This window comes from Variovorax paradoxus, from assembly GCF_030815855.1.
Lineage (GTDB): Bacteria > Pseudomonadota > Gammaproteobacteria > Burkholderiales > Burkholderiaceae_C > Variovorax > Variovorax paradoxus_M.
Window position 1 is genome coordinate 4,399,945 of record NZ_JAUSXG010000001.1, and the last position, 24,837, is coordinate 4,424,781.

A 24,837-nucleotide genomic window follows, 5' to 3' on the forward strand; every position below is an offset into this window, starting at 1 on the left:
CTCTGTCCTCAACTGACTAAGGAACCCTCCCCATGCGCGAAGCCGTCATCGTTTCCACCGCCCGCACCCCGCTCACCAAGGCGCACCGCGGCGAGTTCAACATCACCCCCGGCCCGACGCTCGCGGCCTTTGCGGTGAAGGCCGCGGTCGAGCGCTCGGGCCTCGACCCTGCGCTGATCGAGGACGCGATCCTCGGCTGCGGCTACCCCGAAGGCACCACCGGCCGCAACATCGCGCGCCAGAGCATCATCCGCGCCGGCCTGCCGATCTCGATTGCCGGCACCACGGTGAACCGCTTCTGCGCCTCGGGCCTGCAGGCGATTGCGATGGCCGCGGGCCGCATCGTGGTGGACGGCGCGCCGGCCATGATCGCGGGCGGCGTCGAAAGCATTTCGCAGATCCGCGGCCGCAGCCCCGGGGACGGCGGCGACCTCACGCTGGACCCGTGGATCGTCGAGCACAAGCCCGCGCTCTACATGGCGATGATCGAGACCGCCGACATCGTCGCCAGGCGCTACGGCATCAGCCGCGAGGCGCAAGACCGCTTCTCCGCCGAGAGCCAGCGCAAGACCGAAGAAGCCCAACTGGCCGGGCGATACAAGGACGAGATCGTCGCCTGCACCACCACGATATCCGTGACCGACAAGGACACGAAGGAAGTCACCTACCGCGAAGTCACCGCCACGGAAGACAACTGCAACCGCCGCGGCACGACCTACGAGGCGCTCGCCAAGCTCAAGCCGGTGATGGGCGAAGACCAGTTCATCACCGCCGGCAACGCCTCGCAGCTGTCCGACGGTGCCTCGGCCTGCGTGCTGATGGAAGCCAGGGACGCGGAACGCGCCAACGTCAAGCCGATGGGGGCCTTCCGCGGCCTCGCGGTGGCCGGCTGCGAACCCGACGAAATGGGCATCGGCCCCGTGTTCGCGGTGCCCAAGCTGCTCGCGCGCCACGGCCTCAAGGTCGAGGACATCGGCCTGTGGGAACTCAACGAGGCCTTCGCCTCGCAGTCGATCTATTGCCAGGACAAGCTGGGCATTCCGTCGGAGCGGCTCAACGTGAACGGCGGCGCGATCTCCATCGGCCATCCGTTCGGCATGACCGGCGCGCGCCTCGCGGGCCATGCGCTCATCGAGGGCAAGCGCCGCGGCGCGAAGTACGCGGTGGTCACGATGTGCATCGCTGGCGGCATGGGCGCGGCCGGCCTGTTCGAAATTTATTGAGGAGCGAGCGATGGACCTGAACTTCACTCCCGAAGAAGAAGCCTTCCGCGCCGAAGTGCGCGCCTTCCTCGCCGACAAGCTGCCCGCGCGCCTCTCGGCCAAGGTGAGCGGCGGCATGATCCTCGCCAAGGCCGACATGGAGGAATGGCTCGCCATCCTCAACGAGCGCGGCTGGCTCGCCAACCACTGGCCCGAGCAGTACGGCGGCCCAGGCTGGACGGCGGTGGAGAAGTTCATCTTCGAACATGAATGCGCGCTGGCCTTCGCGCCGCGCATCGTGCCTTTCGGCGTGAACATGCTGGGGCCGGTGCTCATCAAGTACGGCAACGAGGCGCAGAAGCGCCATTGGCTGCCGCGCATCCTCGACGGCACTGACTGGTGGTGCCAGGGCTATTCGGAACCCGGCGCGGGCTCCGACCTCGCGGCGGTGAAGACCTCGGCCGTGCGCGGCATCGACTCCGAGGGCGACCACTACATCGTGAACGGCCAGAAGACCTGGACCACGCTGGGCCAGCACGCCAACATGATCTTTTGCCTGGTGCGCACCAACCGCGAAGCGAAGAAGCAGGAGGGCATCAGCTTCCTCCTGATCGACATGACCTCGCCCGGTGTGGAAGTGCGCCCGATCATCACGCTCGACGGCGAGCATGAGGTGAACGAGGTGTTCTTCTCGGACGTGCGCGTGCCGGCCGAAAACCTCGTCGGTGAAGAGAACAAGGGCTGGACCTGCGCCAAGTACCTCTTGACCTACGAACGCACCAACATCGCGGGCGTGGGCTTCTCGGTGGCGGCGCTCGAACAGCTCAAGGGCATCGCGGCCACGCAGACGAAGAACGGCAAGCCGCTGGCAGAAGACCCGGCGTTCGCGGCACGCATGGCGCGCGTGGAGATCGACCTGGAGAACATGAAGACGACCAACCTGCGGGTGATCGCTGCCGTGGCCGGCGGCGGCGTGCCGGGCGCGGAGAGTTCGATGCTGAAGATTCGCGGCACCGAGATTCGGCAAGAGATCTCGTCGCTGGCACGCCGTGCGATGGGAGTCTACGGGCGGCCTTTCGTCGAGGAAGCGCTGCACGACGGCTACGACGGCGAGAGCTTCGGCCCCGGCTATGCATCGGCCGCGGCCGCGCGCTACTTCAACAACCGCAAGCTGTCGATTTTCGGCGGCTCCAATGAAATCCAGAAGAACATCATCTCCAAGATGATCCTGGGCCTGTAAGGAGAGAACGCCATGAACTTCGAACATACCGAAGACCGGCGCATGCTCGCCGACAGCCTGAACCGCTTCATCGCCGAGCAGTACGCCTTCGATGCGCGCGACCGCATCGCGAAGTCGGCGCACGGATTCAGCAAGGAAATTCTCCAGCAGTTCGCCGAACTCGGGGTGATCGGTGCGCTGTTCAGCGAAGCCGATGGCGGCTTCGGCGGCGGCGGCTTCGACATTGCCGTGGTCTTCGAGGCGCTGGGCCGCGGCCTCGTGGTCGAGCCGCTGCTGGGCGCGGTGATGGTCGGCGAGGCGCTGGTCACCGCCGGCAGCGATGCGCAGAAAGAAAAGCTCGGCGAGATCATCAACGGCGCCGCCGTCGTTGCCTTTGCGCACGATGAGGCCGATGCGCACTACGAACGCACGCGCGTCACCACCCGCGCCGAGCGCAGCGACGGCGGCTGGGTGCTGAACGGCGCCAAGGCTGTCGTGCCGCAAGGCGAGCAGGCCGATCTGTTCCTGGTCTCCGCCCGCACCTCGGGCAAGGTGGACGACGAAGCCGGCATCTCGCTGTTTCTCGTGCCCGCGAAGACCGCGGGCCTCACGGTGCGCGGCTGCCCCGCCGTCGACGGCGGCCGTGTGGCTGAACTCACGTTCGACGGCGTGAAGCTCGGTACCGACGCACTGCTCGGCACCGAAGGCCAAGGCGCTGCGACGCTGGAGCGCGCCATCGGCCGCGGCGTGCTCGCGCTGTGCGCCGAGGCCGTGGGCGCGATGGAAGCCGCCAAGACCGCCACGCTCGATTACCTGCGCACGCGCAAGCAGTTCGGCACGCTCATCGGCAGCTTCCAGGCGCTGCAGCACCGCATGGCCGACCTGCTGATCGAAATCGAACAGGCGCGCTCGGCGGTGATCAACGCGGCGGCCGCCATCGACGGCACGGACCGCGTGGCGCGCGAGCGTGCGCTGTCGGCCGCCAAGTTCAGCATCGGCCGCATCGGCGCGCTGGTCGCGGAAGAAAGCATCCAGATGCACGGCGGCATCGGCATGACATGGGAGCTGCCGCTGCCGCACTACGCGAAGCGGCTCGTGATGATCGACCACCAACTCGGTGACGAAGACCATCACCTGCAGCGCTACATCGCCCTGGGAAAAGATTCCGGCAAGGAGATCGCGGCATGACGGACAAGACGGTTCTAATCTCGCAGCAAGGCGCAGTCCGCATCCTGACCAACAGCAACCCCGGCGCACGCAATGCGATCACGCCGACGCTGTACGCCGAACTCTCGGCCGCGCTCACCGATGCGGTGAATGACCCCGAAGTCGGCGCCGTCGTCTTCACCGGCGCAGGCGATTTCTTCTGCTCCGGCGGTGACCTGAACCTGCTGGCCAAGCGCCGCGAGTTGCCCGCTTCCGAGCGCCGCGAGAAGCTCGAAGGCCTGAACGGCCTCATCCGCGCCATTCGCGATTGCGGCAAGCCGGTCATCGCGGCCGTCGAAGGCGGCGCGGCCGGTGCGGGCCTGTCGATGGCGCTCGCCTGCGACATGCTGGTGTCGGCGCGCGACGCCTTCTACACGGTGGCCTACGTCAAGGTCGGCCTCACGCCGGACGGCGGCGCGACCGCCTTTCTCTCGGAGTTCGTCTCGCGCCAGGTGCTGACCGAGATGTGCCTGACGGGTGACCGCATGCCGGCCGAGCGCCTGCATGCGCTGGGCGCGGTCAACCGGTTGACCGACAAGGGCGCCGCGCTGGCCGAGGCCGTTGCGCTCGCGGCCAAGGTGGCCAACGGTCCGCAGCGCGCGAGCGCGCGCATCAAGACGCTGTGCCGCCAGGCGCACCGCGCCACGCTCGAGGAACAGCTCGAGGCCGAGGCCGTGTTCATGGTCGAGTCGCAGGCTGATGCCGAAGCGGCTGAAGGCATCGCTGCTTTCCTCGGCAAACGCCCGGCCGACTTCATCGCGCTGCGCCACCAGAAGCCGAAAGCCTCCTGACGCCGCCCGCCCCGCGCACCGCCTCACCATCACGCCTCGCACACGCTGCGGGGCTTTCTCGTTTCAAGGGAGTTGCCCTCATGCCATTGCTGAATTCCTCGCTGCCGCTTGCCGGCGTCCGCGTTCTCGATCTGTCCCGCATCCTCGCGGGCCCCTGGTGCGGCATGGTGCTGGCCGACATGGGCGCCGAAGTGATCAAGGTCGAGCATCCGGGCCGCGGCGACGACACGCGCGACTGGGGCCTGCGTGTCGGCAGCACCGAGACGGCCTACTTCAACAGCGTGAACCGCAACAAGCGTTCGATCACGCTTGACCTGCAGACGCCCGAAGGCCAGCAGATCGCGCGCGACCTTGCGAAGCAGTGCGACGTCGTGATCCAGAACTTCAAGTTCGGCGGCATCGACAAGCTGGGCCTCGGTTACGAACAGTTGAGCAAGGAAAACCCGGCGCTCATCTACTGCTCGATTTCGGGCTATGACCGCACCGGCCCCGAGGCCGCGCGGCCCGGCTACGACCTCGTGGTGCAGGGCGAAGCTGGCCTGATGGCGCTGAACGGCGAAGCCAACCAGCCGCCCTTGAAGTTCGGCGTGGCGGTGGTCGACCTGTTCACCGGCATGTATTCGGCCCAAGCCGTGCTGGCCGCGCTCTACCAGCGCGAAAAAACCGGCAAGGGCCGGCATGTCGAGATGGCGCTGTTCGACTGCGGCCTGATGATCACCGCCTACTACGGGCTGGAAGCGCTCCTGATGGGCGACGACCCGCCGCGCTACGGCAACTCGCACCCGTCGATCGTGCCCTACGGCGTGTTCGACGCGGCCGACGGCCCGCTGGTCATCACCGTGGGCAACAACGCGCAGTTCGCGCGCTTTTGCACCGATGTGCTCGAGCGGCCCGACCTTGCGGCGGACGAACGCTTCAAGACCAACATCCTGCGTTCGGCAAACCGCGCGGTGCTGCTGCCGGAGCTGCATGCGGAACTGGCCAAGCGCCAGCGCGCCGACCTGCTCGCCAAGCTCACGCAATCGGGCATTCCCTGCGGCGAGGTGCTCGGCCTGCTCGAAGCGCTGAATTCCAAGCGCGCGACCGATGCCGGCCTCGTGACGACGCAGCCGCACCCGGTGGCCGGCACGGTCAACGTGCTGGCGCCGCCCTACCGTTTCGACGGCGAGCGCCTGCCGGTGCGCAGCGCGCCGCCCACGCTGGGCGAAGGCACGCACGACGTGCTGCAGTCCCTGCTTGGCCTGTCCGATGACAGGCTTGCGCAACTGAAAACGAACGGCGTCGTCTGAAGACGCCCCTCTCTTCCGGTCCCTTGAACAAGTCCATGGCATTTCCTTTCTCCCGCTCCCTTCGCAATCCCGCGCGCCGCGCGCTCATCGCCCTGGCGCTTCCGCTGGTGGCCGGCACCGCCTTCGCGCAAGCCTGGCCGGCCAAGCCGATCACCGTGGTCGTGCCCTTCCCGCCCGGCGGACCGACCGACGTGGCCACGCGCATCGTGGCGCAGAAGATGTCGCAGGGCTTGAAGCAGAACATCCTGATCGACAACCGCAGCGGCGCCTCGGGCACCATCGGCGCGGCGGTGGCCGCCAAGGCCGCGCCCGACGGCTACACCTTCGTGATGCTGGCCACGCCGACGCTGCTGGCCGCGCACCTGTACGGCCCCACGCCTTACGACATCTTCAAGAGCTTCGTGCCGGTGGGCACGGTGTACGACCTGCCGATCGTGATGGTGGTCAATCCGAAATCGCTGCCCGAAGTGACCGGCCTGCAGAGCCTCATCGCGAAGGCCAGGGCCGAGGGCGGCAAGCTCAACTACACGACCGCGGGCGCCGGCAGCTTCGGCCACCTGACGACCGAGCAGCTCAAGAACATCGGCAAGTTCGACATGCAGCACGTGCCCTACCGCGGCAGCGCGCCGGCCGTGACCGACCTGATCGGCGGGCAGGTGCCGGCCATGTTCTCGGACCTGGTGGCGGTGATGCCGCACATCCGCTCGGGCACGCTGCGTGCCGTCGCAGTCGGTTCAGGCAAGCGCGTGAGCCTGCTGCCCGACGTGAAGACGGTGGCCGAACAGGGCTTCCCGGGTTTCGATGCCACCTCGTGGGGCGGCCTGCTGGCGCCGGCGGGCACGCCCAAGGACGTGGTCGACCGCATGAGCGCCGAACTGAAGACGGCGCTGGCCGACAAGGAAGTGCAGGACAAGCTCGAAAGCGTCGGCTCCTTCGCCGCCTACGGCACGCCCGAGCAGACCGGCACGCGCATGCGCCAGGATTTCGAGCGCTGGGGCAAGGTCATTCGCGACAACAAGATCACGAACCAGTAAAACAGCGCTTCGCAGGCGGCCGGCAAGAGACAACATCCAGGAGACACGCATGGCAGACAGCAAGAAGATGAAGGCGGCCGGCGAGCCGTTCCGCCCCCTGTTCCCGGTGCGCAGCCTCGCCGATATCCGCAGGCTCGAAGGAACGCCGCTGGAGCAGGCGCTGACGGTGCGCAGCACCTACGAGATCTTTCGCAACGCGGGCGTAGCCTTCGGCGCAAAGACGGCGCTCACCTTCCTTCGCACCGGCAACCCGGCCGACGCGCCGATCCGCTGGTCGTACGCCGAGCTGCTCGCGGGCATCCACCAGACCGCGAACATGCTGCATGCGCTGGGCGTGCGGCCGCATGACGCGGTGGCGGTGCTGCTGCCGGGCTGCCTCGAATACCACCTGGCGCTCTGGGGCGGCGAAGCGGCCGGCATCGTGCAGCCGCTCAATCCGTTGCTCACCGACGAGAAGCTGGTCGCGCTGATGACCGCGGGCCGCGCCAAGGTGCTGATCGCCTACGGCTCGGACAGCGAATCGGGCATGTGGTCGAAGGCGATGCGCCTGCGCGGCCAGGTGCCCACGCTCACGACCGTGCTGCGCGTGGCGCCGCATGACGAGGCGCCGGGCACCGCGGGCGCATTGCCCGAAGGCGTCGCCGACTTCGATGCACTGCGCGCGGCGCAGCCTTCGGACCATCTCGTGAGCGGCCGCGACATCGCACCCACCGACATCGCCGCCTACTTCCACACCGGCGGCACCACGGGCGCCCCGAAGCTCGCGCGCCACAGCCACGGCGCGCAGGTATTCACCGCCTGGGCCAGCGTGCAGGTCGCGGGCATGAACGAGCAGGGCATCTCGATCAACGGCTATCCGCTGTTCCACGTGGCGGGTGTGCTGCCGGCCTCGCTGGCGTCGCTCTCGGCCGGGGTGGAGGTGATCATTCCGACGACCTCGCTGCTGCGCAACAAGGAGGTGCTTGCCAATTACTGGAAGCTGGTCGAAAAGTACCGGCCGACCTCGCTCTCGGCCGTGCCCACAGTGCTGGCCGCGTTGGCGAACGTGCCGCTGGACGGGGCCGACATTTCATCGATTGGCTACTGCCGCACGGGCGCCGCCGTGCTCTCGCCGGAACTGGCGGCGCGCTTCGAGCGGCTGTTCGGCCTGCATGTGCACGAGAGCCTGGGCATGACCGAGATGGCGGGCATCTCGACCATCACGCCGCCGGGTGTGGACGGGCCCGCGGGCTGCGTCGGCTTTCCACTTCCGTATATGCAGATGCGCATCGTGGCGCTCGACGAAAACGGCAATGCCAGCGATCGCGAACTGCCGCCCGGCGAGCAGGGCATGGTGCTGTTCAAGTCGCCCAACCTGTTCTCGGGTTTCGTCGACCCGGCGGACAACGCCAAGGCCTTCACCGCCGACGGCTGGCTTGCGACCGGCGACCTGGGCTGGATCGACGGCGAAGGGCGGCTCAACCTGAGCGGGCGGTCGAAGGACCTGATCATCCGCAGCGGCCACAACATCGATCCCAAGGTGATCGAGGACGCGCTGGGCGCGCATCCCGCGGTGCAGCTGTGCGCGGCCGTGGGTGCGCCCGATGCGTACGCGGGCGAACTGCCGGTGGTGTTCGCCACGCTGGTGCCGGGCGCATCGGCGACCGAAGACGAACTGCTGGCCTTCACCGCCGCACGGGTCGATGAAGCGCCGGCCAAGCCCAAGTCGGTGATCGTCATCGAGACCATGCCGATGACCAACGTCGGCAAGATCTACAAGCCCGAGCTGCGCGCCTTGGCGGCCAGCCGCGTGGTGGCGGCCGCCGTCGAGCAGGTCTGCACCGAACTGGGCTTGGACGCAGCCGCCAGGCCGCGCGTCGGCCACGAGGGCGAGAGCCTGGTGCAGGTGCGCATCGATGCCGCCGCCGTGGGCGCGCTTGCAGCGCCGCTGCAGCAGCGGATCGAAGCGGCGCTTGCGCCACTGCCGTTCAGGACCCGGGTGCGCTCGGAATAGCCGGGCACCGGCCGGCGGGCGGCACGCACACAAAAAACAAATAAACCATCGGAGACATCGAGAACATGAACAACGCCACATTCACCACCCGCCGCGCCCTGCACTGCTTGGCCATGGCAGCGCTCGCGCTCACGGCCGCCACCTCCGGCTGGGCGCAGACCTATCCGAGCAAGCCGATCCGCATGGTGGTGCCCTTTGCCGCGGGCGGTGCCACCGACGTGCTGGCCCGCGTGATCGGCGAGAAGATGGCGGCCGGGCTGGGCCAGCCGGTCATCATCGACAACAAGCCCGGCGCCGCCGGCATCATCGGCACCGACGCCGTGGCCAAGGCGCCGCCCGACGGCTACACGCTGGTGCTGGCGCTGAGCAATTCGCTCTTGACCAACCAGTTCCTCTACCAGAAGCTGCCCTACGACACGCAGCGCGACCTCACGCTGGTCTACCAGATCGCCGTCGCGCCGCTGGTGCTGGTGGTGCATCCGAGCGTGCCGGTGAAGAACGGGCCGGAGCTCTTGAAGTACGTGGCGGCCAACAAGGGCAAGGTGGCCTACGGCTCGTACGGCGTGGGCGCGTATCCGCACCTGGCCGGCGCGCACATGAGCCTTACGCAGAAGGCCGAGATGAACCATGTGGCCTACAAGGGCGAGGCGCCGATGCTGCAGGACCTGATCGGCGGCCAGATCCAGATGGCCTTTGCCAGCGCACTGGTGGCCAAACCGCACATCGAGGCGGGCAAGCTCAAGGCCATCGGCGTGAGCGGCGAGCGCCGCATGGCCACGCTGCCCGACGTGCCGACGCTGGCCGAGCAGGGGCTGGGCGACGAGGCCTATCGCGTGGCGGGCTGGCTCGCCATTGCCATGCCGGCCGGCACGCCCAAGCCGATCGTGCAGCGCATTGCCGAGGAAGTGGGCAAGGCCACGCGCCAGCCCGACGTGCAGGCGCGCGTGGCGGCCATGGGCTTCGACCTGAAGGAGAGCTCGCCCGAGGCCTTTGCCGCCGAATACAAGAAGGAAAGTCCAATCTGGGAGCGCCTGATCAAGGATTCGGGCGCCAAGCTCGAGTAGCCTGTTTTCGAGAGGGCCGCAAAGGGGGTGCGGAACGGCGCTGCAGCTTAGGAAAACCCCAATGAACGGATGGTCATGGATCGTTACCATCCATGGCTGCTTTCCCTCTCCCTCTCGATGACCACTCCCAACGAGTCCGGCCCCCTGCTGGACGCCGCCAGCCCCCTCCCCCCAGACATCGAAGCCGCCGACGAGCCCACCAAGGTGCCGCTCGCCATCGAAGACTGGCTCACGGTCATCATCATGGGCGCGCTGGCGCTCATTACCTTCGCCAACGTGCTGGTGCGCTATTTCACCGACTCGTCGTTCGCGTGGACGGAAGAGTTCTCGGTGTTCCTCATGATCATGCTGGCGCTGGTGGCCGGCTCGGCCGCCGTGGCGCGCGACCGGCACATCCGCATCGAGTACTTCTCCGAGAGCGGTTCGATGGCGCGGCGCAAGCGGCTGGCGCAGTTCGGCGCACTGATGATCGCCATTCTGTTCACGCTGATCGGCACGCTCAGCATCCGCATGGTGTGGGACGACTACCGCTTCGACGAAACCACGCCCGGCATCGGCCTTCCGGCCTGGTGGTATTCGATGTGGCTGCCGATCGTGTCGTTCGCCATCGCGGGGCGCGCCATCGGCCTCATGGTGCGGCGCGGCCGCAAGACCAACTACGCCTCCGACGCGCCGAAGAGCGAGAAGCCATGATCGCGACGCTGCTCTTCGTCGCCTTCGTGCTGATGATGCTGGTCGGCGTGCCGATCGGCGCGGCCCTCGGCTTGGCCGGCGCCGCGTGCATTGCACTGGCCAACAGCGACGCCCAGTGGTTCGGCCTCTTGGCCGTGCCGCAGAACTTCTATGCGGGCCTCGGCAAGTACCCGCTGCTGGCCATTCCGATGTTCGTGCTGGTGGGCTCCATCTTCGACCGCTCGGGCGTGGCGTTGCGGCTCGTGAACTTTGCGGTCGCCATCGTCGGGCGCGGCCCCGGCATGCTGCCGCTGGTGGCGATTGCGGTGGCGATGTTCCTCGGCGGCATCTCGGGCTCCGGCCCCGCCAATGCCGCAGCAGTGGGCGCAGTAATGATCGCGGCCATGTCGCGCGCCGGCTACCCCGCCGCGTTCTCGGCCAGTGTGGTGGGCGCTGCGGCGGCCACCGACATCCTGATTCCGCCGTCGGTCGCGTTCATCGTGTATTCGGTGCTGGTGCCCGGCGCCTCGGTGCCGGCGCTGTTCGCGGCCGGCATGATCCCGGGCGTGATGGCCGGCCTGGCGCTGATGATTCCGGCCGTGCTGCTGGCCCGCAAGCACAAGATGGGTGCACTCGAATCGACGCTGCCGCGCCCGCCGTTCTGGAAAAGTTTTCGCGAAGCGATCTGGGGCCTGGCGGCACCGGTGCTCATTTTGGGCGGCATGCGCGCGGGCTGGTTCACGCCGACGGAAGCTGCGGTGGTGGCGGTGTTCTACGGCCTCTTCGTGGGCATGTGCATCCACCGGACCATCAAGGTGCGCGACCTGTTCGTGATCTTGCGCGAATCGGGCGAGCTCTCGGCGGTGATCCTGCTGGTGGTGTCGCTCGCGGGCATCTTCGCGTACTCGCTCTCGACGCTGGGCATCATCGACCCGGTCACGCGGGCCATCGTGAATTCGGGCCTCGGCGAATACGGCATCCTCGCGCTATTGATCCTGTTGCTGATCACGGTCGGCATGTTCCTCGACGGCGTATCGATCTTCCTGATCTTCGTGCCGCTGCTGCTGCCCATCGTGCAGTACTACAAGTGGGACCCGGTCTGGTTCGGCGTCATCCTCACGCTGAAGGTGGCGCTTGGCCAATTCACGCCGCCGCTCGCGGTCAACCTGATGGTGTCGTGCCGCATCGCCAAGGTGCGCATGGAAGAAACCGTGCGCTGGGTCGGCTGGATGCTGTTCTCGATGTTCGTGGTGATGGTGCTGGTCATCGCGTTCCCCGAACTCGCGCTGTGGCTTCCTCGGAAGCTGGGGTATTGAGATGGGGCTGTGCGTTGTGGCGTTTTGTTCGGGGCACGCTCCCGCCGACGGGGTACCTTGCTCCGCGAATGTCCTCCGGCCTGCGGCCTCCCCCTTGATTTCGCTGCGCAAGGCACCCCATCGACGTGACCGTTGCACAGAGCGGTCGTTGATCGCACGGAACAAGCGCAGCGCCCGGTGTGCACAGGGCATCGGGTGCTCCCCGCAGCGAAATCAAGGAGGAGGGCGAAGCCCGGGGGACATTCGCGGAGGGGAGTACCCGGTGGCCTTTGCACGCGCCCTGAAAAAAAGCGCCCTGAACAACAGCGTCCTGAAAAGCAGCGCCCCGAACATCCCCGCCTCAGTACCGTTCCCGAAAACATCCATCGCTTAGTTGTGTTCAGAAAACAAGGAGACCTCTTATGAAATTCCGCCGCACCCTTCTGGGCCTTGCCGCCGTAGCCACCGCCCTGGGCATGTTCTCGACCGGTGCCATGGCGCAGGCCGCCTACAAACCCGAATACAAGATGTCCCTGGTGCTCGGCCCGCCCACCCCCTGGGGCCAGGCCGGAAAGCTCTGGGCCGATCTCGTGAAGGAGCGCACCCAGGGCCGCATCAACATCAAGCTGTACCCCGGCGTCTCGCTGATCCAGGGCGACCAGACGCGCGAGTTCAGCGCGCTGCGCCAAGGCGTGATCGACATGGCCGTGGGCTCGACCATCAACTGGTCGCCGCAAGTGAAGCAGCTCAACCTCTTCTCCATGCCCTTCCTGATGCCCGACTATGCGGCCATCGACGCGCTCACCCAAGGCGACGTGGGCAAGGAAATCTTCAAGACGCTCGACAAGTCCGGCGTGGTGCCGCTCGCCTGGGGCGAGAACGGCTACCGCGAAATCACCAATTCGAAGAAGCCGATCAAATCGCCTGAAGACCTCAAGGGCATGAAGATCCGCGTGGTCGGCTCGCCGATCTATTCCGACATGTTCACCGCGCTCGGCGCCAACCCGACGCAGATGAGCTGGGCCGACGCACAGCCCGCGCTCGCCAGCGGCGCGGTCGATGGACAGGAGAACCCGCTGTTCCTGTTCACCGTGCTCAAGATGCAGAACGTGGGCCAGAAGTTCGTGACCACCTGGGGCTACGTCGCCGACCCGTTGGTGTTCGTGGTCAACAAGGAAATCTGGGCCTCGTGGACGCCGGCCGACCAGGCCATCGTGCGCCAAGCGGCTGTCGATGCCGGCAAACAGGAAATCGCCATTGCGCGCAAGGGCCTCGTGGAAGCCGATAAGCCGGTGCTCAAGGACATCGCCGCCATGGGCGTGACGGTGACCAGTCTCACGCCCGCCGAGCGCGAAGCCTTCGTGAAGGCCACCCGTCCGGTGTACGACAAGTGGAAGACCACGGTCGGCGCCGATCTGGTGGCAACGGCCGAGAAGGCCATTGCCGCACGCAAGAAGTAATCAAGCCAGCAAAGCAAAAGCCGGCATCGTTTTTCCAGGGTGGCCGCGACAATGGGGCGATGCCGCACACCCTAATCATCGATACGGACCCCGGCGCGGACGATGTGATCGCGCTGCTGTTTGCCATGGCGGCGCCTGAGACGCTGAAGCTTCAGGCGCTGACCACGGTGGCCGGCAACGTTCCGCTTTCAAAGACATCGCGCAACGCGCGCCTCGCCTGCGAATGGGCCGGGCGGCCGGACATTCCGGTGTATGTCGGCGCCGAGCGCCCTTTGCAGCGCACGCCGATTTACGCGACCAACATCCATGGCCGCGAAGGCATCACCGGCGTGAAGGTGCACGAGCCGGCTGCGCCGCTGGCCGAAGGGCACGCGGTCGATTACCTCATTCGCACGCTGCGCGCGGCACCTGAAAAGAGCGTGACGCTCGCCATGCTCGGCCCGCAAACCAACCTGGCGCTCGCGCTCGGGCAAGCTCCCGACATCGTGCGCGGCTTGCGCGGGCTGGTGCTCATGGCCGGGGCGCATTTCAACGGCGGCAACATCACGCCGACGGCAGAGTTCAACGTGTTCGCCGACCCGCATGCGGCCGAGGCCGTGCTGAAGAGCGGCGTGCCGACGACCCTGCTGCCACTCGACGTGACGCACAAGATTCTCACGAGCCCCGAGCGCATTGCGCGGCTGCGCGGCCTCGGCAACCAAGCGGGCCTGATCGTGGCCGACATCCTCGACGCCTACGCTCCGCAGGAGATGCAGCACTACGACATGGCCGGCGGGCCGGTGCACGATGCCACGGTCATCGCCTATCTGCTGCAGCCTTCGCTCTTCAAGGGCAAGCTGATCAACGTCGAAGTCGACAGCCGCGAAGGCATGGGCTTCGGCCAGACGGCGGCCGACTGGTATGGCAGCTTGAACCGCCCTGCCAACGCGAACTGGATCGTCGAGGGCGATGCGCAGGGTTTCTTCGATCTGCTGACCGAACACATCGCGCGGCTGCCATAAAGCCCAGGCGCAAATAAAAAAAGCCACGCTGCGAACAGCGTGGCTTTTGCTTTTTGTGCCGCAGCGAAAGGGTCAGTGCTGCAGAATCTTGTTCAAGAAATCCTTCGTGCGCGGCTGACGGTTTTCAGGGTGGCTGAAGAACTCGTCCTTCGGGCAGTCTTCGAGGATCTTGCCGCCCACGTCGATGAAGATCACGCGGCTGGCCACCTTGCGGGCAAAGGCCATTTCGTGCGTGACCACCATCATGGTCATGCCGTCCCTGGCGAGGCTCACCATCACGTCGAGCACTTCGCCGACCATTTCGGGGTCGAGCGCCGACGTGGGTTCGTCGAACAGCATCACGATCGGGTCCATGCTGAGCGCACGGGCAATCGCCACGCGCTGCTGCTGGCCGCCCGAGAGCTGGCCCGGGAACTTGTCCTTGTGCGCCATCAGGCCCACGCGGTCGAGCATCTTGAGGCCACGGGTCTTGGCTTCGTCGGGGCTGCGGCCCAGCACCTTGATCTGGGCGATCGTGAGGTTCTCGGTCACCGACAGGTGCGGGAACAGTTCGAAGTGCTGAAACACCATGCCGACCTTGGAGCGCAGCTTGGGCAGGTTGGTCTTGGGGTCGTGCAGCGGAATGCCATTGACCGTGATCTCGCCCTTCTGGAAGGGCTCGAGCGCGTTCACGGTCTTGATGAGCGTGGACTTGCCCGAGCCCGACGGCCCGCACACCACCACCACGTCGCCCTTGGAGATGCTCACCGAACAATCGTTGAGCACCTGCACCGGGCCATACCACTTGGAGACGTTCTTGATTTCAATCATTTTTTCGGACATTTCTTTCTCTCCGGTTCAGCCACTGGCTAGCGAATGATGGCGATCTTCTTGTGCAGGCGCTTGACCAGCCAAGAAAGGGCGTAGCACATGATGAAGTAAACGACGGCCGCGAGCAGGTAAGCCTCGATCGGGCGGCCGAAGTTCTTGCCGGCGGTCTCGAAGCCCTTGAGCATGTCATAGGCGCCGATGGCATACACCAGCGAGGTGTCCTGGAACAGGATGATGGTCTGCGTGAGCAGCACCGGCAGCATGTTGCGGAAGGCCTGGGGCAGCACGATCAGGCGCATGTTCTGGCCGTAGGTCATGCCGACCGCCTGGCCCGCATTCACCTGGCCGCGCGGAATCGACTGGATGCCCGCGCGCATGATCTCGCTGAAGTAGGCCGCCTCGAACGCGATGAAGGTGATCACGGCCGAGATTTCCGAGCGGTAGTTCGAGCCGATGGAGCCGAAGGCCGCGTAGAACGAAGCCGGCACCAAGAGGAAGAACCACAGGATCACCATCACCAGCGGAATGCTGCGCATGCCGTTGACGTAGATGGCCGCGGGCGTGTCGAGCCATTTCTTGCCCGACAGCCGCATGAGCGCCAGCACGGTGCCGAAGAGCACGCCGCCGATGGTGGCGACGATCGTCAGCATGATGCTGAAGTAGAAGCCCTTGACGACGAAGTTGCTGATGACGTCCCAGTTGTAGAACGACAGGTCGAGATTCATCATGTCAATGTCCCCCGCCGCCGCTGGCCGAGACGATGAAGCCCGGCACGCGTGTCTTCTTCTCGATGAACGCCATGATGCGGTTGATGGCAAAGGCCGAGACCACGTAGAGCGCCGTCACCGCCAGGTACACCTCGATGCCGCGCGAGGTTTCTTCCTGCGCCTGCATGGCGAACATCGTGAGTTCGGTCACCGAGACGGCAAACGCCACCGACGAGTTCTTGAAGATGTTCATCGTTTCGCTCGTGAGCGGCGGAATGATGATGCGGTAGGCCATCGGCAAGATGACGTAGCGGTAGTACTGCGGCGTGGTAAAGCCCACCGCCATGCCCGCATAGCGCTGGCCCTTGGGCAACGCCTGAATGCCCGAGCGCACCTGCTCGGCGATACGCGCCGAGGTGAAGAAGCCCAGCGCCAGCACCACCAGCACGAAGCTCGGCACGCCCTTCATGACCGGAATCAACGCCGGAATGACGTGGTACCAGAGAAAGATCTGCACCAAGAGCGGAATGTTGCGGAACAACTCGACCCAGGCATTGCCCAGGCGCACGAGCCACGGGCTGTTGGGCAAGGTGCGGATGATGCCGACCAGCGAGCCGAGCACCAGCGCGACGATCAATGCCAGCAGGGCGACCGACACGGTCCAGCCCCATGCGGACAGCATCCATTGCCAATAGGTCGGGTACTTCCCGCCCGGGTCTTGCAAGAAGACCTGCCAATCCCAGTTTGATCCCATCGGGGACTCTCCTTCTTTCAGATTTCCAGCTTGCAGAGGCCATGTCCGCGCGCCGCTTTTTTTGCGTTGCCTTGCGAAAACAAACGCCCGCCGGGGGCGGCGGGCGTTGCGCGGATGACCTTCGTCGTGATTACTTCTTGACCGCGTACTCTTCCATCGGCTTGTCGTTCGGGTTGGCCCAGGCTGCCTTCGTGGCGTCGGACAGGGGCAGGTTCACCGTGACGTTTGCCGGCGGAATCGGCTTCAGGAACCACTTGTCCCAGAGCTTGGCGAGGTCGCCATTCTTGACCTGTGCCTTGATGCTGTCGTCCACCACCTTCTTGAAGGCGGGATCGTCCTTGCGGATCATGATGGCGATGGGCTCGACGCTGAGCACCTCGCCCACGATCTTGTAGTCGGCAGGCGACTTCGACTTTGCGATGTTCGAGGCCAGGATGGAACCGTCCATCACGAAGGCGTCGGCGCGGCCCGATTCGAGCAGCAGGAAGCTGTCGGAGTGGTCCTTGCCATACAGCTCCTTGAAGTCGATGCCGCCGGCGCGCTCATTCTTGCGCAGGGTCTGGACCGACGTGGTGCCGGTGGTCGTCGCCACGGTCTTGCCGTTGAGGTCCTTGATCGACGTGATGCCCGAGTTGGCCTTCACAGCGATGCGCACTTCCTCGACGTAGGTGGTGACGGCGAACGAAACGTCCTTCTGGCGCGTGGCGTTGTTGGTGGTGGAGCCGCACTCGAGGTCGACGGTGCCGTTCTGCACCAGCGGCACGCGGTTTTGCGAGGTCACGGGCTGGAACTTGGTTTCCAGCTTGGCGAGGCCAAGGTGCTTCTGGATGTCGCGGATGATGTTGGCGCAGACGTCGTAGTGGAAACCGGTGTACTGGCCGTTGCCCAGCGTGTACGAGAGACCGGACGATTCCCGCACGCCTTCGGTGATGCTGCCCGAGGCCTTGATCTTGGCCAGGGTGTCATTGGCTTGTGCAAATGCGCCGCCGGCAGCCAGGGCTGCGATCGCCAATGCCAATATTTGCTTTTTCATACGGAAAACTCCTGAGGTGACTGGAAGATACAGATACAACTAAATTCTAGACATTCGAGTCATGGGGAATACCCGGACCAACCCGGTGCATTCTTCATGACGTACGCACCGGCCGCGCGCATTCGGGCGCCGCCGTGGTGCGGGTGAACTCATTGGCATTGTCCGACTTTCACTAAGCAGCCTTTGTGCCCGAGGGCTCGGCAGCCGCAGGCACCGGCGCGGACAGGCGCACGGGCTGGGTCAGATTTTCGGGTACGAGCAGCGCTTCCATCTCGGCGCGCGTCATGATGCCCAGCGATTCGGCCACGAGGTCGATCGGTCCGCCCGTGGCCAGCGCCGTCTTGGCGATCAACGCCGCCTTTTCGTAGCCGATGAGCGGATTGAGCGCGGTGACCAGCGTGACCGACTCCCGCACCCGCTTGGCGAGGAATTCGCGGTTCGCCTCGATGCCGTCGACGCAGTTCTGCCGCAGCGTGATGCAGGCATTGCTCAGGTGCCGGATGCTCTTGAACAGGCTCCATCCCATGATGGGCTCGAAGGCGTTGAGCTGCAGTTGGCCGGCTTCCGACGCCATGGTGACGGTGATGTCGTTGCCGATAACCTCGAACGCCACCTGGTTCATGACTTCCGGGATCACCGGGTTGACCTTGCCCGGCATGATCGACGAACCGGCCTGGCGCGCCGGCAGGCGGATTTCGCCGAAGCCGGCCTGCGGGCCGCTGGACAGCAGCCGCAGGTCGTTGCAGGTCTTGCTGAGCTTGGTCGCCACGCGCTTGAGCACGCCCGACAGCTGCACAAAGGCCCCGGTGTCCTGCGTGGCCTCGATGAGGTTGGCCGCCTGCTTGAGCGGCACGCCGCTCTGCTCGGCCAGGTACTGGCAGGCCAGGTTGGCATAGCCGTGCGGCGCATTGATGCCGGTGCCGATGGCGGTGGCGCCGAGGTTGATTTCCTCGATGAGCGCGCGCGCTTCACCGAGCCGGGCTTCGTCCTCTCCGATCATGATGGCGTAGGTCAGGAATTCCTGCCCCAGCGTCATGGGTACGGCGTCCTGCAGCTGGGTGCGGCCGATCTTGAGGATGTCCTTGAATTCGAGCGCCTTGGCTTCGAAGCTCTTGCGCAGCGCCGCCATGGATTCGAGCAGCTTGTCGATGGCGAACCACAGCGCCAGCCGCACCGCCGTGGGATAGACGTCGTTGGTGCTCTGCGAGGCGTTGACGTGGTCGTTGGGGTGCAGCACGTCGTAGCGGCCCTTTTCGTGGCCAAGCTTCTCGAGTGCGAGGTTGCAGATCACCTCGTTGGCGTTCATGTTGGTCGAGGTGCCTGCGCCGCCCTGGATCACGTCGACCACGAACTCGTCGAGCAGCTTGCCGTCGATCAGGTCGTCGCAGGCCAGGATGATGGCCGCGGCGCGGTCGCGGTCGATGGCGCCCAGGTCGGCATTGGCGCGCGTGGCGGCCTTCTTCACCAAGGCCAGGGCGCGCACCAGGTCGGGCATGGCCGAGACGCGGGTGCCGGAGATGGCGAAGTTCTCGACCGCGCGCGCCGTGTGCACGCCCCAGTAGGCGACGGCAGGAATCTGCTTTTCGCCGAGGAAGTCATGTTCGGTCCTGAAATTGGAGTTCATACAGGTTCCTCGGTAAAAAAAAGGCACGCGTATGGCGCGTGCCGGAAGATTGCTGTGACAGCGATCTGAAACTGCCGCGACTGTAGTGGCCGCCAGCCCGCGGCGCCAATGCCGTTTGCGGGGAGCCCCATGCGCAGCATTTATAGATTGTGCAGCGCACAAATTCCGCGCGTCAACTCAGCGGATGTCAGTGGGGGGCTGGGCACCGACCAGGTACGACCATAGCGCATCGGCCGTGCGCTTGGGCTGCAAGCCGCCCTCCGATGCCGCGGCGGCCTTCACGCGGCCACTGCCTGTCTTCACTGGGACCGGAGCGCTCGGCCGCTCGCGATAGGCGCGGATTTCCATTGTCGCTTCCAGGCTGTCGATCTCGGGCGGCAACGCGCTCACGAGCTTGCGCGCCTTGATTTCCTTGCGCACGGCACTCTGCGGCAGAAAGGCGATGCCGTGGCCTTCGAGCGCCATGACCTTCAGGCCTTCGGCCATGTCGGTTTCATAGACCCGGTCGAGGTGGATGGCGGTGCCCGACTCTTTCAGCAGCTGGTCGACCACCCGCCCGAGGTAGGCGCCGGGCGCATAGCCCAGGTAAGGCAGTGGTTGGCCCGGCCGGCCGGGCAGCCGGAAGCGCGGCGCGCCCTCGGCATCGGCCTTGACCCAGGGCGCGACGGTTTCCTCGCCCAGGCTGACCATCTCGTACTTGTTGGCGTCGAGTTGCAGCGGCTGCGAGGGGTGGTGATAGGCAATCAGCAGGTCGCAACTGCCCTCGACCAGGCGCAGCACCGCGTCATGCACATTGAGCGCGATGAGCCGGCTCTTGATGGGGCCGAAGTGCTCGCGCAGGCTGGTCACCCACGAGGGAAAGAAGGTGAACGCCAGGGTGTGCGGCACCGCAATCTCGATCACGTCCTGCCCGGCCGCCGAATGGCCGCGCAGCATGGCGCGGGTGCTCTGCAGCGACTGCAGCATCTCGATGGCCTGGCTGTAGAGCGTCTGGCCCGCGGGCGTGAGGCGCGTGGGATACGAGCTCCGGTCGACCAGGTCGGTCCCGGCCCAGCCCTCGAGCGCCTGGATGCGCCGCGAGAACGCCGGCTGGGTGACATGCCTCAATTGGGCCGAGCGGCTGAAGCTGCGCGTTTCCGCCAGGCTGATGAAGTCTTCTAGCCACTTTGTTTCCATACGCGGCGATTATGCGAGCGGCGCGCCATACTGCGCTCCCCCTCTTTTTCCCGCACTCGCCATGTTTTCTGCCGACCTGCTCGAACTGACTGCCACCGAACTGTCGAATCGCATCGCAGCGCGCAAGGTGTCTTGCCGCGAGGTGATGCAAGCCTCGCTGGCCCGCATCGAAGCGCTCAACCCGCGCTTCAACGCCATCGTCTCGCTGCGCGACCCCGAGGCCCTGCTGGCCGAAGCCAGCGAGCGCGACGCCGAGCTGGCCCGCGGCGAGCGGCGCGGCTGGATGCACGGCTTTCCGCTGGCGGTGAAGGATTTGAGCCACGCCGCCGGCCTGCCGACCTCCATGGGCTCGCCCCTGTCGCCGGGCTCCGCGGCACGCACCGACAGCCTGCACGTCGCGCGCATGCGCGAGTCCGGCGCCATCGTGATCGGCAAGACCAACACGCCCGAGTTCGGCCTGGGCTCGCACACCTACAACACGGTGTTCGGCATCACCCGCAACGCCTACGCCCCCGACCGCAGCGCCGGGGGCAGCAGCGGCGGCGCTGCCGTGGCGCTGGCCCTGGGCATGCTGCCGGTGGCCGACGGCAGCGACATGATGGGTTCGCTGCGCAACCCGGCGGCCTTCAACAACGTGATCGGCATGCGGCCCTCGCGCGGCCGCGTGCCCGGCGACCCGGAGCAGGAACTGTTCTTCCAGCAACTGGGCACCGAAGGCCCGATGGCCCGCACCGTGGAAGACACCGCGCGGCTGCTGGCGGTGCAAGCAGGCTTCGACACGCGCGTGCCGCTGTCGTCGCCGCAGGCCCTGCCCGCACCCGATGCGCTGCAGCTCGACGACAACGTCGAGGGCCTGCGCGTCGGCTGGCTCGGCAGCATCTGGCCCGATCTGCCGCTGGCGCCGGGCATCCGCGAACTCGGCGAACGCGCGCTCGAGACCTTTCGCGCCGTCGGCTGCGAAGTCGAGCCTTGCACGCTCGACGTGCCGCGCGAGCACAACTGGAGCGCATGGCTGCGCCTGCGCCAGCTGCTGGTCGGCGGCAAGCTCGGCGCCTACCTGAGCGACCCGAAGCTGTTCGCTCAGCTCAAGCCCGAGGCGCAGTGGGAAATCGAGCAGAGCCGGCACCTCGATGCGGCATCGCTGTACCAGGCCTCGCTCTATCGTTCGAACGTGTACCGCGCGTTCCTGAGGCTCTTCGAGCGCTTTGACTTCGTGCTGGCGCCATCGGCGCAGGTGTTCCCTTTCGATGCCGAGCTGCACTGGCCCGCCGAGGTGGCCGGCGTGCCGAGCGACACGTACCACCGCTGGATGGAAATCGTGACGCCGTTCACGCTGGCCGGCCTGCCGACGCTGAACGTGCGCGCCGGCTTCGGCGAGGGCGGGTTGCCGATGGGCCTGCAACTGGCCGGACCGATCCACGCGGACCTGGGTGTGCTGCGGCTGGGGCATGTGTATGAAAAGGCGTGCGGATGGGGCAAGCAACGCCCGTCGGTCTTGGCCTGACTCCCTCCCCTCCCGGGGGAGGGCTGGGGTGGGGGCAGGCGGCGCATCCATGGAGCGCCCTGCCCGCCCCCATCCCAACCTTCCCCCAAAGGGGGAAGGAGCAAGATCTTCAGACGGGCGTCAGCACGCCGCGCCCTGCAAAGTGCCCTTCGGCATTCGCAAGAAAATGGTCGACCGATTTCTGCGTTGCCTCGGGCGACCAGCCCGCCATGTGGGGCGTGAGCAGCACGTTATCGAGGCCGACCAGCGGCTCGGGCCGCTTGGGCTCGCTTTCGTACACATCGAGGCCCGCGCCCCCGATGCGGTTCTCGCGCAGGGCCGCGGCGAGCGCCTCGGTATCGACCACGCTGCCGCGGCCGATGCTGACCAGAAAGCCTTGCGGCCCGAGCGCATCGAGCACCTCGGCATTCACCAGGTGCCTGGTCGCCGGCCCGCCGGGCGCGGCGAGCACCAGGAAGTCGGCCCAGGTGGCGAGCGACTTCAGGTCGCCGAAGTAGCGCTGCGTTGCGCCTTCGCGCGGCTTGCGATTGTGATAGCCGACTTCCATGTCGAACGCCGCTGCCCGCTTGGCGATCTTCTGGCCGATGGTGCCCAGCCCGAGGATGCCGAGCTTCTTGCCCGACACGTTCGGCGGTTGCGGAATGGCTTCGCGCCACACACCCTCGCGGCACAGCCGGTCGAGTTGGCGGAAGCCGCGCACGATGCTGATCAGCAGGCCAAAGGCATGGTCGGCCACGCAGTCGTCGTTGGTGCCCGCACCGTTGGCCGTGGCGATGCCGCGCGCCCGGGTCACGTCGAGCGGCACGCCCTCGTAGCCCGCGCCCATGCAGCAGATCAGCTCGAGCGCCGGCATGGCCGCAATTTCTTCGGAGGTGATGCCGATCACGCCGATGGTCAGCACCGCACGAAACTTCTTGCCGTGCTCGGCAATGGCGGCGGCGCGTGCGGCAGCGTCGAAGGCATAGGTCATGTCATAGACCTCGGCAATCTGGGCCTGGTGAGCGCTCGAGAGGCTGTTGAGCACCAGCAGGGGAATCTTGGTCGACACGTCTGAACTCCTGGATCGATAAAAAAAAGAATGATCGGGCTACATCAGGGGTGTGGCTTCGCTCTTCTGCAAAGTCCACATCTGCGCATAGCGGCCTTGCTTGGCCAGCAGCTGTGCGTGGGTGCCTCGCTCGACGATCACGCCGGATTCGAGCACCAGGATCTCGTGCGCGTCGACCACGGTCGACAGCCGGTGCGCGATGACCAGCGTGGTCTTGTCCTGCGCCGCACTCTTGAGCTCCGACTGGATGGCACGCTCGTTGGCCGAGTCGAGCGCGGAGGTGGCCTCGTCGAAGATCACGATCGGCGGGTTCTTAAGCAGCGTGCGCGCAATGGCCACGCGCTGCTTCTCGCCACCCGACAACTTGAGGCCGCGTTCGCCCACGGTCGTTTCGTAGCCTTTGGGCGTGGCCGAGATGAAGTCGTGGATGCGTGCCGCGCGCGCGGCACCTTCCACTTCCTCGCGCGTGGCACCGGGGCGGCCGTAGGCGATGTTGTATTCGACCGTGTCGTTGAACAGCACCGTGTCCTGCGGCACGATGCCGATCGCGCGGCGCACGCTGGACTGCTGCACTTCGCGGATGTCCTGGCCGCCGATGGTGATGCGGCCTTGCTGGACGTCGTAGAAGCGATAGAGCAGCCGTGCGAGCGTCGATTTTCCAGAGCCCGAGGGGCCGACCACGGCGACGGTCTTGCCGGCGGGAATCTCGAAGCTAACGTGCTTGAGGATGGGCCGGGCGGGCTCGTAGGCGAAGCTCACGTCCTCGAAACGGATGGTGGAGTCGACGCCGCTGCCCTCACCCCCGCCCTCTCCCGGAGGGAGAGGGTGCAAAGACAGAGGTTGCGCGCCGGGCGCGTCGCGCACCTCGCGCTCTTTTTCCATCAGCACGAACATCTTGTCCAGGTCGGTCAGGCTCTGCTTGATCTCGCGGTAGATCACGCCCAGGAAGTTCAGCGGAATGTAGAGCTGGATCATGAAGGCGTTGACCATCACCAGGTCGCCCAGCGTCATGCGCCCTTCGACCACGCCCGAGGTGGCGCGCCACAGCATCAGCACCAGGCTCGCGGCGATGATCATCTGCTGGCCGATGTTGAGCATGCTCAGCGTGCGCTGGCTCTTGATGGCGGCCTTGCGGTAGCGGTCCAAGCTCGCGTCGTAGCGCTTCGCCTCGAACTCCTCGTTATTGAAATACTTGACGGTTTCGTAATTCAACAGCGAATCGACCGCGCGGCTCTGGGCCATCGAGTCGAGCTCGTTCATGGTCTTGCGGAACTGCGTGCGCCACTCGGTCACCGTGACGGTGAAGCTGATGTACAGCACCAGCGCCGCACCGGTGATCCAGACGAACAGCGAATCGAACTTCACGCCCAAAATGGTGAGCACCAGCACCAGTTCGATGATGGTCGGCACGATGCTGTAGAGCGACATCGAGATGAGCGAGTGCACGCCGCGCGTGCCACGTTCGATGTCGCGCGTCATGCCGCCGGTCTGGCGCTCCAGGTGAAAGCGCAGGCTCAGCGAATGCAGGTGGCCGAACACCTCCAGCGCAATCTGCCGCGCCGTTCCCTCGGTGGCCTTGGCGAAGATCAGCTCGCGCAGTTCGCCGAAGAGCGCGGTCGAGAACCGCAGCAGCCCGTAAGCCAGCAAGAGCCCGATCGGCACGATCAGGAGCGCCTGCGCCATGTCGGGCTTGGGCGTCATCGTGTCGATGAGGTTCTTGAGCAGCACGGGCACGCCGACGTTGGCCACCTTGGCACCCACCATGAAGGCGAGCGCGGCGATCACCCGCCACTTGTACTGCCACAAATAGGGGAAAAGGCGGCGCAGCGTCGCCCAGTCGGAACGGTCGCTGCGCGCCGGCGCGTGGCCGGTGGCGGAATGGGAGGGAGGGGGTAGGGCTTCGCCGCTGCGGCGCATGAGGGACAATCGTGGTTGCTTTGTTCTGCCCCAGATTG

21 protein-coding genes are annotated in these 24,837 nt (G+C 66.1%); 13 read left to right on the forward strand and 8 right to left on the reverse strand.

Annotated features, from left to right (window positions below; genetic code table 11):
• The first annotated feature begins 32 nt into the window (after positions 1-32).
• The 12 genes from QFZ42_RS21140 to QFZ42_RS21195 all read left to right on the forward strand — a co-directional run bounded on the left by QFZ42_RS21140 (position 33) and on the right by QFZ42_RS21195 (position 14,226).
• Entirely contained in the window at positions 33-1,223 is a 1,191-nt protein-coding gene (locus QFZ42_RS21140) for an acetyl-CoA C-acyltransferase (RefSeq protein WP_307702845.1), read from the forward strand.
• A 10-nt stretch (positions 1,224-1,233) separates the two neighbouring features.
• Positions 1,234-2,442, forward strand: a complete 1,209-nt coding sequence (locus QFZ42_RS21145; protein ID WP_307702846.1) for an acyl-CoA dehydrogenase family protein — start codon at positions 1,234-1,236, stop codon at positions 2,440-2,442.
• A gap of 12 nt (positions 2,443-2,454) precedes the next feature.
• Positions 2,455-3,609 carry an acyl-CoA dehydrogenase family protein gene (locus tag QFZ42_RS21150; protein ID WP_307702847.1) on the forward strand — a complete coding sequence of 385 codons (1,155 nt, stop codon included), beginning with the start codon at positions 2,455-2,457 and terminating at the stop codon, positions 3,607-3,609.
• Positions 3,606-4,418 carry an oxepin-CoA hydrolase, alternative type gene (locus QFZ42_RS21155; protein ID WP_307702848.1) on the forward strand — a complete coding sequence of 271 codons (813 nt, stop codon included), beginning with the start codon at positions 3,606-3,608 and terminating at the stop codon, positions 4,416-4,418. Before QFZ42_RS21150 ends, QFZ42_RS21155 begins: the two co-directional genes overlap by 4 nt.
• An 80-nt stretch (positions 4,419-4,498) precedes the next feature.
• Entirely contained in the window at positions 4,499-5,707 is a 1,209-nt protein-coding gene (locus QFZ42_RS21160; protein ID WP_307702849.1) for a CaiB/BaiF CoA transferase family protein, read from the forward strand.
• 35 nt (positions 5,708-5,742) lie between these two features.
• Complete coding sequence (locus QFZ42_RS21165) at positions 5,743-6,741, forward strand: Bug family tripartite tricarboxylate transporter substrate binding protein (RefSeq protein WP_307702850.1); 999 nt, start codon at positions 5,743-5,745, stop codon at positions 6,739-6,741.
• 49 nt (positions 6,742-6,790) lie between these two features.
• Complete coding sequence (locus QFZ42_RS21170; protein ID WP_307702851.1) at positions 6,791-8,734, forward strand: acyl-CoA synthetase; 1,944 nt, start codon at positions 6,791-6,793, stop codon at positions 8,732-8,734.
• A gap of 65 nt (positions 8,735-8,799) precedes the next feature.
• A complete protein-coding gene (locus tag QFZ42_RS21175) occupies positions 8,800-9,798 on the forward strand; it encodes a Bug family tripartite tricarboxylate transporter substrate binding protein (protein WP_307702852.1) in 999 nt (332 codons plus the stop codon).
• Between the two features lie 117 nt (positions 9,799-9,915).
• Positions 9,916-10,491 carry a TRAP transporter small permease gene (locus QFZ42_RS21180; protein ID WP_307702853.1) on the forward strand — a complete coding sequence of 192 codons (576 nt, stop codon included), beginning with the start codon at positions 9,916-9,918 and terminating at the stop codon, positions 10,489-10,491.
• The gene (locus QFZ42_RS21185) at positions 10,488-11,786 is read left to right on the forward strand and encodes a TRAP transporter large permease (protein ID WP_307702854.1); all 1,299 of its coding nucleotides are present in this window, start codon (positions 10,488-10,490) and stop codon (positions 11,784-11,786) included. The genes QFZ42_RS21180 and QFZ42_RS21185 overlap by 4 nt, the downstream gene beginning before the upstream one ends.
• A gap of 401 nt (positions 11,787-12,187) precedes the next feature.
• Positions 12,188-13,225, forward strand: coding sequence for a DctP family TRAP transporter solute-binding subunit (locus QFZ42_RS21190; RefSeq protein WP_307702855.1), 1,038 nt, complete (start codon positions 12,188-12,190; stop codon positions 13,223-13,225).
• Positions 13,226-13,284: 59 nt separating this feature from the next.
• Positions 13,285-14,226 carry a nucleoside hydrolase gene (locus tag QFZ42_RS21195; protein WP_307702856.1) on the forward strand — a complete coding sequence of 314 codons (942 nt, stop codon included), beginning with the start codon at positions 13,285-13,287 and terminating at the stop codon, positions 14,224-14,226.
• Positions 14,227-14,298: 72 nt separating this feature from the next.
• Here the strand turns inward: QFZ42_RS21195 and QFZ42_RS21200 are convergent, their stop codons facing one another.
• The 6 genes from QFZ42_RS21200 to QFZ42_RS21225 form a co-directional block, all read right to left on the reverse strand.
• Positions 14,299-15,036, reverse strand: a complete 738-nt coding sequence (locus QFZ42_RS21200; RefSeq protein WP_157616571.1) for an amino acid ABC transporter ATP-binding protein — start codon at positions 15,034-15,036, stop codon at positions 14,299-14,301.
• A 38-nt stretch (positions 15,037-15,074) separates the two neighbouring features.
• Positions 15,075-15,764, reverse strand: a complete 690-nt coding sequence (locus QFZ42_RS21205) for an amino acid ABC transporter permease (RefSeq protein WP_307702857.1) — start codon at positions 15,762-15,764, stop codon at positions 15,075-15,077.
• A 1-nt stretch (position 15,765) separates the two neighbouring features.
• A complete protein-coding gene (locus QFZ42_RS21210; RefSeq protein WP_307702858.1) occupies positions 15,766-16,497 on the reverse strand; it encodes an amino acid ABC transporter permease in 732 nt (243 codons plus the stop codon).
• Between the two features lie 130 nt (positions 16,498-16,627).
• The gene (locus tag QFZ42_RS21215; protein ID WP_307702859.1) at positions 16,628-17,530 is read right to left on the reverse strand and encodes an amino acid ABC transporter substrate-binding protein; all 903 of its coding nucleotides are present in this window, start codon (positions 17,528-17,530) and stop codon (positions 16,628-16,630) included.
• A 172-nt stretch (positions 17,531-17,702) separates the two neighbouring features.
• Positions 17,703-19,154: an aspartate ammonia-lyase gene (locus QFZ42_RS21220; protein ID WP_307702860.1), complete on the reverse strand. Its 1,452-nt coding sequence runs from the start codon at positions 19,152-19,154 to the stop codon at positions 17,703-17,705.
• 177 nt (positions 19,155-19,331) lie between these two features.
• A complete protein-coding gene (locus QFZ42_RS21225; protein ID WP_307702861.1) occupies positions 19,332-20,330 on the reverse strand; it encodes a LysR substrate-binding domain-containing protein in 999 nt (332 codons plus the stop codon).
• 61 nt (positions 20,331-20,391) lie between these two features.
• On the opposite strand from QFZ42_RS21225, the gene QFZ42_RS21230 reads away from it, so the two are divergent.
• Positions 20,392-21,834, forward strand: a complete 1,443-nt coding sequence (locus tag QFZ42_RS21230; protein ID WP_307702862.1) for an amidase — start codon at positions 20,392-20,394, stop codon at positions 21,832-21,834.
• 109 nt (positions 21,835-21,943) lie between these two features.
• Here the strand turns inward: QFZ42_RS21230 and QFZ42_RS21235 are convergent, their stop codons facing one another.
• Positions 21,944-22,882 carry a 2-hydroxyacid dehydrogenase gene (locus tag QFZ42_RS21235; protein ID WP_307702863.1) on the reverse strand — a complete coding sequence of 313 codons (939 nt, stop codon included), beginning with the start codon at positions 22,880-22,882 and terminating at the stop codon, positions 21,944-21,946.
• Positions 22,883-22,921: 39 nt separating this feature from the next.
• Positions 22,922-24,799 (reverse strand): ABCB family ABC transporter ATP-binding protein/permease, encoded by a 1,878-nt coding sequence (locus tag QFZ42_RS21240; RefSeq protein ID WP_307704280.1) that lies wholly within the window; start codon positions 24,797-24,799, stop codon positions 22,922-22,924.
• Positions 24,800-24,837 lie beyond the last annotated feature (38 nt).